This is a genomic window from Methylocaldum sp. (assembly GCF_035627495.1).
Classification (GTDB): Bacteria; Pseudomonadota; Gammaproteobacteria; order Methylococcales; family Methylococcaceae; genus Methylocaldum.
This window is the reverse complement of the sequence record NZ_DASPLO010000039.1, coordinates 31,974-39,194: the sequence shown is the minus strand read 5'-3', so window position 1 is coordinate 39,194 and position 7,221 is coordinate 31,974. Positions and strand designations below refer to the sequence as shown.

The window sequence follows — 7,221 nt, the reverse complement described above, 5'->3', positions numbered from 1 at the left end:
AGCGGAGATCGGCATAGGGCGCAAAGCGTTGTACGTGGACCCAAAGCTCCTCGCGATAGAGCTTGCACACGGTCAGATAGAGCGTGATCAGTTGGGATTGCCAGTCCATGGTCGTCTCTCAGCGGAGTGTTGCGGAATACTCCTCAAGAGACACCGTTGGGCTGGCTCCTTCTCTCTCAACTAGCTCTTAATTCGCATTCAAGCGTCGACGACGCATGGCTGGACCGGCTCGGTCACTATCTCTTGCGGAAACACGATCAACTGGGCAGTCTTCCGATGTCGGACGAGGCACGGCAGCGCCTTCGCCAACGGCTCGAAGCGGAACAAATGCAGCAGACGAGGGACTTGGAGGAAATCGATAATGCCCCGCAAGATAAGAAAGGTTCGGAAACCGCGCTTTTTCAGCGGTTGCGTAGAACCTTGTTTCGCAATGACCACGATGCCTGAGAAAAATCCGATAGCTTAACCGCTTCCGCACAACCGCCCACTATCCATGTCTCGCCGGCCCGAATTCAGCCTCTTGGCAACGCAGGTCGGAAATTCGTGAACCGCTGACCTGAAATGGCAAGACGGGGCAATCATGCGCCAGCGCATCCGGGTTGCTACAGGTAAGGGGATGTTATAAAGTAACATATGCAATTACAGCGCTTGAGGTCCAACCAATGAATGTCAGGACACCGTTCGGTCAAGAAGAACACACGATGTCCACCCATGATCACCGCGGCTGTGTCGATAGAGCGCTCCGCGTGGCGGAGCAATTGTGCGCTCAGCGTGAGGTTCGGTTGACGCCAATTCGTCGCAAAGTGCTCGAACTTATCTGGGAAAGCCACCGGGCGGTCAAGGCTTACGACCTGCTCGATCGGATCAAGCCGTTCGAGCATGCCGCAAAGCCCGCGACGGTGTACCGTGCCTTGGAGTTTCTGATGGAGCAAAGCCTGGTCCATCGCGTGGAAAGTCTGAATGCCTTCATAGGTTGTAACTGTTCGGAACGGCGGCATGAACAATTGCTGCTGATCTGTGAACATTGCGGGAACGTCGAGGAACGACCCGGGGTTGCCGTGATGGAGGCAGTGGCGACTGAAGTGGAGCAGGCGGGATTCACCCTCCACCGGAAAGCCATCGAGATCCACGGTCTGTGCGCCCATTGCGCACACCCGAAAGCCAGCGCCTGAGTCGGGTTTTAGCGGTTCTATGACTGCCGATGGGCCGGAATCCGCTATGTACGTGTAACGCTATAACATAGGATCGAGTACCAATTCTCGTAATGATCATGAACAAACGAGTTGTCCTGCTGATGGCCTCGGCCGCGTCTCTTGCATCCCCAGCCTCGGCCGAAGAGGAGCCCACCAAGGAATTGGAGCCCGTGTTGATCACTGCGCCGGTTCATAAACCAGCCGAAGAAATGGCCCGTCCCTTCAATGCCTTAAAGGGCGAGGAACTGACGCGAAAAGTAGGCAATACCCTAGGCGAAACTTTGAACCAGGAACTCGGGGTGACCAGTTCATCCTTCGGCGCCGGCGTTGGTCAGCCGGTCATCCGCGGGCAAAGCGGTCCGCGCGTGCGCGTCATGCAGGACAGCTTGGGCATTCAGGATGTGTCCACCCTGAGCCCGGATCATGCCAATGCCGTCGAGCCGATTCTCGCCGAGCGTATCGAGGTGCTGCGGGGTCCACAAACCCTGTTGTACGGCAGCGGAGCCATCGGCGGTCTCGTCAATGTCATCGACAACCGAATTCCGGACCGGCTGCCGGAGAAGCTGGTCACAGGCGCGGCGGAACAGCGCTACAACACCGTATCCGACGAAACCACCAGCGTTCTGCGGTTGGACGCAGGGCAGGGCTTCTTTGCCCTGCACCTGGATGGCTTCTATCGCGATCGGAACAATGTCGAGATTCCGGGCTTCGCCATCGACGAAGAGACGGAAGCCGCTTCCAACGGCGAGGAAGACCACGATGAAGCCATCGCTAATACCAAGGGTTTTATTGCCAACACCGACGCGAGGGCTCGAGGTGGCACGGTGGGCTTCTCATTTATCGGCGATCCGGGATTTTTTGGTTTTTCCGTCAATCGGCTGGAAAACGATTACGGCATTCCGCCGGGCGCGCATAGCCATGGAGATGAACACGGCGAAGAAGCGGAGGGCCTGGACAAGACACGGGTCGACATGGAGCAGTTCCGCTACGACTTCAAGAGTGAGCTGTACGACCCAGCACCTTTCGCCGAGACGCTCAAGCTGCGCGTCGGTTATACCGATTACCGCCACGTGGAACGGGAGAATGGCGCCGTGGGCACCGTGTTCAGCAACGAAGCGGTGGAAGGACGGGTCGAGCTGGTTCACAAGAACATCGGGCCTTGGCACGGGGTGGTCGGCGCGCAGGTTCAGGACAGCGAGTTCGCCGCCGTGGGCGAAGAGGCCGTAGTGCCGAAATCGGATATTTCCTCCTACGGTTTTTTCGCCGTCGAGGATATGCACTGGCGCGACGCCCTATTCGAATTAGGGCTGCGCGTCGAGGATCAGACCATCGGCCCGGACGGTCTGAAGAGCCGCTCGCATACGCCGGTCAGCGCCTCGGGCTCGGCCGTGTGGAACTTTCGCGAGGATGCGGCCATGACTTTCGCGGTGACCCGTTCGCAGCGGGCGCCCCAGGTTCAGGAGCTTTTCTCGAACGGTTTCCATGCAGCGACGCGAAGCTTCGAGCTCGGCAACCCGGCGCTCTCTGAGGAAACCTCCTACAACCTCGATCTCGGCTTCCGTTACAACCCGGAGTGGGTCAGCGCCGAAGTCAATTTGTTTCACAACTGGGTGAACGACTACATCTTTCAGCGCAACCCCGGCACGGCCTTCAATCGGGAAACCGATGAGTTCGAGGCGGTCTGCTCCGAAGCGGATGCGTGTATCCTGGTGCTCGAGAGCACGCAGATGGACGCCACGTTCAAAGGCTTCGAGGCGAGCCTGAAATTCCCGGTGTTCGACCAAGCTTTCGGGAAGCTCGACCTCACCCTGTTCTCGGACTATGTCCGCGGCCAGTTCGATCATGGCGGCGATGTCCCGCGTTTGCCGCCGCTTCGGTACGGTTTCCAGGTGGATTACGCCATCGAAAAATTCACCGCCTTTGCCCGGCTGATGAATGCCGAGGCGCAGAATAATCCGGGCGAGAACGAAACGAAGACGGACGGGTATCTATTGTTTAACGTTGGTGCCGAATACCGGTTGGCGGCTGCCGACTACGCGGAATTCCTGGTATTCGTGAGAGGCAAGAATCTGCTCAACGAAACTATCCGCAACTCCACGTCTTACCTCCGCAATATCGCGCCGGAGCCCGGCCGCGCCGGCGAATTCGGATTACGCGTCAGCTTCTAGATCAAAAAGGAACGCAAGGCACTGGAATCAGGATTCCCCCTGCCTATGGAACCGCTCGCCATTTGTCGGTCGTTTTGCCGCTTTTCGAGACATCATCCCGCTCACGGAAACGAGCTGCTTCCCTGATTTTCGGTATCTCCACTGCAGCGGGAGCCGCTTAATCTAGATGAAGACTCTATCCACCGATTGATTGCCGGCGAACTTACCAAGGACGACCGGGATCAAATAAAGCAAATTACTCCGGGCGCCGTGGATCCTTTGTTCGGCCAGCCGACCTTGATTTAGTGCAAAACCATTTACAACCAGATAGTTAAATACGCCTGCTGAATAGTCGGTTAATGCTTGAACATTCTTTATGTTCATTAAACTCGCATTTTGACCGTATGCTACGCTGGAGTGCGAGTAGGAGTTCGGGTCTAGGGAAAGTCGGCATGTCTCTAGTCAGATCAAATCCATACGGAAACCACTATGACCAACGAATATGTCAATTTGACCGATTCTGACGGTGGACGCCGGACATCTTTGCCGGTATTCAAGGGAACGATGGGGCCGTCCGTCGTGGATATCTCCAAGCTCTATCGTGAGGTTGGTTGTTTTACCCTAGATCCCGGTTTTTCGATGACGGCAAGCTGCGCGAGCGGAATAACCTTTATCGACGGCGAACAAGGAATCCTGCTGTATCGTGGATACCCCATCGAACAGTTAGCGGCCAGCAGCAACTTTCTGGAGGTCACTTATCTGCTGTGGTACGGCGAGTTGCCGAATGAAAGCCAATTACAGCAGTTTACCCAAGAGGTTGTGCATCACACCATGATCAACGAATCCCTGCGGCTCTTCTACCAGGGGTTTCACTATGACGCCCATCCGATGGCGGTCTTGGTGGGGGTGGTGGGATCGCTTTCCGCGTTTTATCACGATTACCTGGATATCCACGATCCAAGATCTCGGGAGTTGGCGGGGCTCCGGCTTATTGCCAAGATGCCGACCATAACGGCGGCAGCTTATAAATACACCATGGGGCAGCCGTATATCTATCCCGATAATTCGCTGAGCTACACGGGCAATCTTCTGCGCATGATGTTCGCTATGCCGACCCACACCTATGAGGTAGATCCGGTGGCCGAGCGCGCTTTGGACTTGCTGTTGGTATTGCATGCCGACCATGAACAGAATGCGAGCACCTCGACGGTGCGCTTGGCGGGAAGCTCGGGCGCCAACCCATTCGCCTGTATCGCCGCGGGAATCGCCGCACTGTGGGGACCGGCGCACGGCGGGGCTAACGAGGCGGTCATCAAGATGCTTCAGGAAATCGGGGATGCCAAGCGCATACCCCAATTCATCGAGCGGGCCAAGGACAAGAACGATCCGTTTCGGCTCATGGGTTTCGGCCACCGCGTGTACAAGAATTTCGATCCGCGCGCGACGATCATCCGCGAGACCTGCTACGAGGTACTCGAAAAGCTGGCGGATTCGAAAGATCCGCTGTTCGAGCTGGCGCTCCGATTGGAAGAGATCGCTTTGAAGGATGACTATTTCATCGAGCGCAAGCTATATCCCAATGTCGATTTTTATTCGGGCATTATCTACCGCGCCCTGAATATCCCGATGAGCATGTTTACCGCGATATTTGCGGTCGCGCGTACGGCTGGGTGGATGGCCCACTGGATGGAGATGATGGCCGACCCTGAGCAGCGGATCGGTCGTCCGAGACAGCTCTATACCGGCCCCGTCACTCGGGATTACGTCCCGTTGAACGACCGGGGCCAGCCTGCGGCGCCTTAAGAAAAATTTCGCTTCTACAGTTTCGCTAATTTAACAGGCAGCCGGAGCCATTTGGCTCCGGCTGCCTTTGCAGGTCTTGCCGTACTACTCAGGCTTTCTTTCTTAGCGGCACGGCATTGGAATCGACTACCGCGGGCCAGCCTGGCTTTTTGCCTTCGACGAGGTGCTTTGCGGTAAGCGGCTTGCTCAGGTAATCGGCAGTTTGGCCGTCGAAAATGTGTATCCGATCGGCGCCCTTCTTCTTGGCGATGCAGCATGCCGCGTCAGCGTCACGGAGCACCGAAGCCGGATCGCCGCTTGCCGCTGTGAAGGTCGTAATTCCAATGCTTACACTTACCAAAAAATCCTTTCTCGCCCACGGCAAACGGCATTTCCTGACGGCATCGCGAAGATTATTGGCAATGATCCAGGCCGTTTCGAGCGGACAGTGCTCCAATAACAGACCGAACTCGCCTCCGCCGAGTCTGGCGAGAATATCGCTCTGCCGTAACCGGTTTTCCAAAGTATGTCCCAAAGATTGCAACAACTGATCTCCGGCGGCGCGCCCATAGGAGTCGTTGACGATCTTGAACTGATCGAGATCGAGATAGCAGAGCGTATGCTCGGATCGGCTCTCGCGCGTAGCGGCCAAGAGATTGCCTAAGCGTCGTTCGAACTCGATGCGGTTGGCCAGGCCAGTCAGACGATCGTGGCTGGCTTCGTAGGACAGTTTTTGAGTCAGCGCCGGAACTTCGCTCACGTCGCGGAATACGATCACTGCTCCGTTTATCCCGTCATCCGATCGGATCGGGTAGGAGGAATATCCCGCCGGGAACGACGTACCATTCTTGCGAGAAAACGTGGCTATGGAATGGCAGGAGATACCCTCGCGTAGGGTCTGGTAAATGGGGGATTCGTCCCTCGGATAATGTGAGCCGTCCGCTCGACCGGAGCGGAGTTTGGCATGCACATCGCCGCCCAATAGTTCCTCTCGGCCATAACCGATCATATGTAGAGCCGCCTTGTTGACGAAGGTGCAGCGGTTTTCCGTATCGAGCCCGAGAATGCCTTCACCGACCGATTCGAGTAGCGAGCAGAATCGGGCTTCGCTGGCTCGCAATGCGGCTTCGGCTTGCTTGCGGTCGCACAGTTCCTTGTCCATGTTTGCGTTTGCGGCCTTGAGCAGGTCGGTTTGTTTTTCCAATTGCTCAGTGCGTTGGGCCACCAGTTCATCGAGTCGACGGCGGTAGTACTCCAACTCCTGCTCCGCCTCCTTGTCCGCGGTGATATCAACGAGGATGCCCTGCAGGAACAACGGCCGGCCGGCATCGTCGCGGACTACATTGGCTTCGTCCAAAACCCAGCGCGCCTTGCCGTCGTGCGTGATCACGCGATATTCGCAGCGGAGCGGCATGTGGTGCTCATAAGTCTTCGCGAATTGCTCGATCACCGTTTCCCGATCGTCGGGGTGAACCCATTTGATCAATCCGATGCCCAAGGGGTCGTCCAGCCAGGTTTCGGGGCGGTAGCCCAACTGTTGGGTTTGCGGGCTCACGTACAATAGCTTTCCCGGAGCCTCGACGGATGCGATATAGGTAATCGCGGGTATCTGCTCCACTAAGGTACGGTACTTGGCTTCGGTCTCCCGTAGCCGTTCCAAGGCCTTTTCCTTTTCTCGCAAAATCCGATTTTCATGAACCGTGCGAACGATCAAGCCGGGAAGGCGTTGTATGAAGTCGTACCCGTTTGTCTTGGCAAGGTAATCCGAAGCGCCGTTTTTGAGCGTGTTGACAGCTACCGCAGCGCCATCTTCGGAAGTCATCACTACCACCGGAGCGGGTAATTCGCCCGTTTGCTCGGCTAAGTCGGCGAGCAGCTCGCTCGCATCAAGATCCGGCAGTTGCTGGTCAATCACGATGCAGTCAGGCACTTCGCTACGGATCAGCTTGAGCCCTTGACGGCCGGTTTCGGCTTCGATGACCTCGAATCGATAGATCGAATGCTGTTCAAGCACCTGCCGACAGCTCTGGCGGCAAGCCGAGTCACTGTCGATAAGCAGCAGGCGGATAATCGGTGTGATGTTTAGAGCGTTCATTGTG

General features: G+C 56.6%; 6 protein-coding genes. 4 read left to right on the top strand and 2 right to left on the bottom strand.

From position 1 onward, the window contains the following. Positions 1–156 precede the first annotated feature (156 nt). From VEB01_RS03255 to VEB01_RS03245, 3 genes are all read left to right on the top strand, one after another. Positions 157–447 carry a hypothetical protein gene (locus tag VEB01_RS03255; RefSeq protein WP_324872761.1) on the top strand — a complete coding sequence of 97 codons (291 nt, stop codon included), beginning with the start codon at positions 157–159 and terminating at the stop codon, positions 445–447. A gap of 254 nt (positions 448–701) precedes the next feature. Continuing rightward, positions 702–1,172, top strand: a complete 471-nt coding sequence (locus tag VEB01_RS03250; RefSeq protein ID WP_324872759.1) for a transcriptional repressor — start codon at positions 702–704, stop codon at positions 1,170–1,172. A 98-nt stretch (positions 1,173–1,270) separates the two neighbouring features. Continuing rightward, entirely contained in the window at positions 1,271–3,361 is a 2,091-nt protein-coding gene (locus VEB01_RS03245) for a TonB-dependent receptor (RefSeq protein ID WP_324872756.1), read from the top strand. Positions 3,362–3,523: 162 nt separating this feature from the next. On the opposite strand, the gene VEB01_RS03240 is transcribed toward VEB01_RS03245, so the two are convergent. Beyond that, positions 3,524–3,724, bottom strand: a complete 201-nt coding sequence (locus VEB01_RS03240) for a hypothetical protein (protein ID WP_324872754.1) — start codon at positions 3,722–3,724, stop codon at positions 3,524–3,526. Between the two features lie 105 nt (positions 3,725–3,829). On the opposite strand from VEB01_RS03240, the gene VEB01_RS03235 reads away from it, so the two are divergent. After that, the gene (locus tag VEB01_RS03235) at positions 3,830–5,143 is read left to right on the top strand and encodes a citrate synthase (RefSeq protein WP_324872752.1); all 1,314 of its coding nucleotides are present in this window, start codon (positions 3,830–3,832) and stop codon (positions 5,141–5,143) included. Positions 5,144–5,231: 88 nt separating this feature from the next. On the opposite strand, the gene VEB01_RS03230 is transcribed toward VEB01_RS03235, so the two are convergent. Beyond that, positions 5,232–7,217, bottom strand: a complete 1,986-nt coding sequence (locus VEB01_RS03230; RefSeq protein ID WP_324872750.1) for a diguanylate cyclase domain-containing protein — start codon at positions 7,215–7,217, stop codon at positions 5,232–5,234. Between the last annotated feature and the right edge of the window lie 4 nt (positions 7,218–7,221).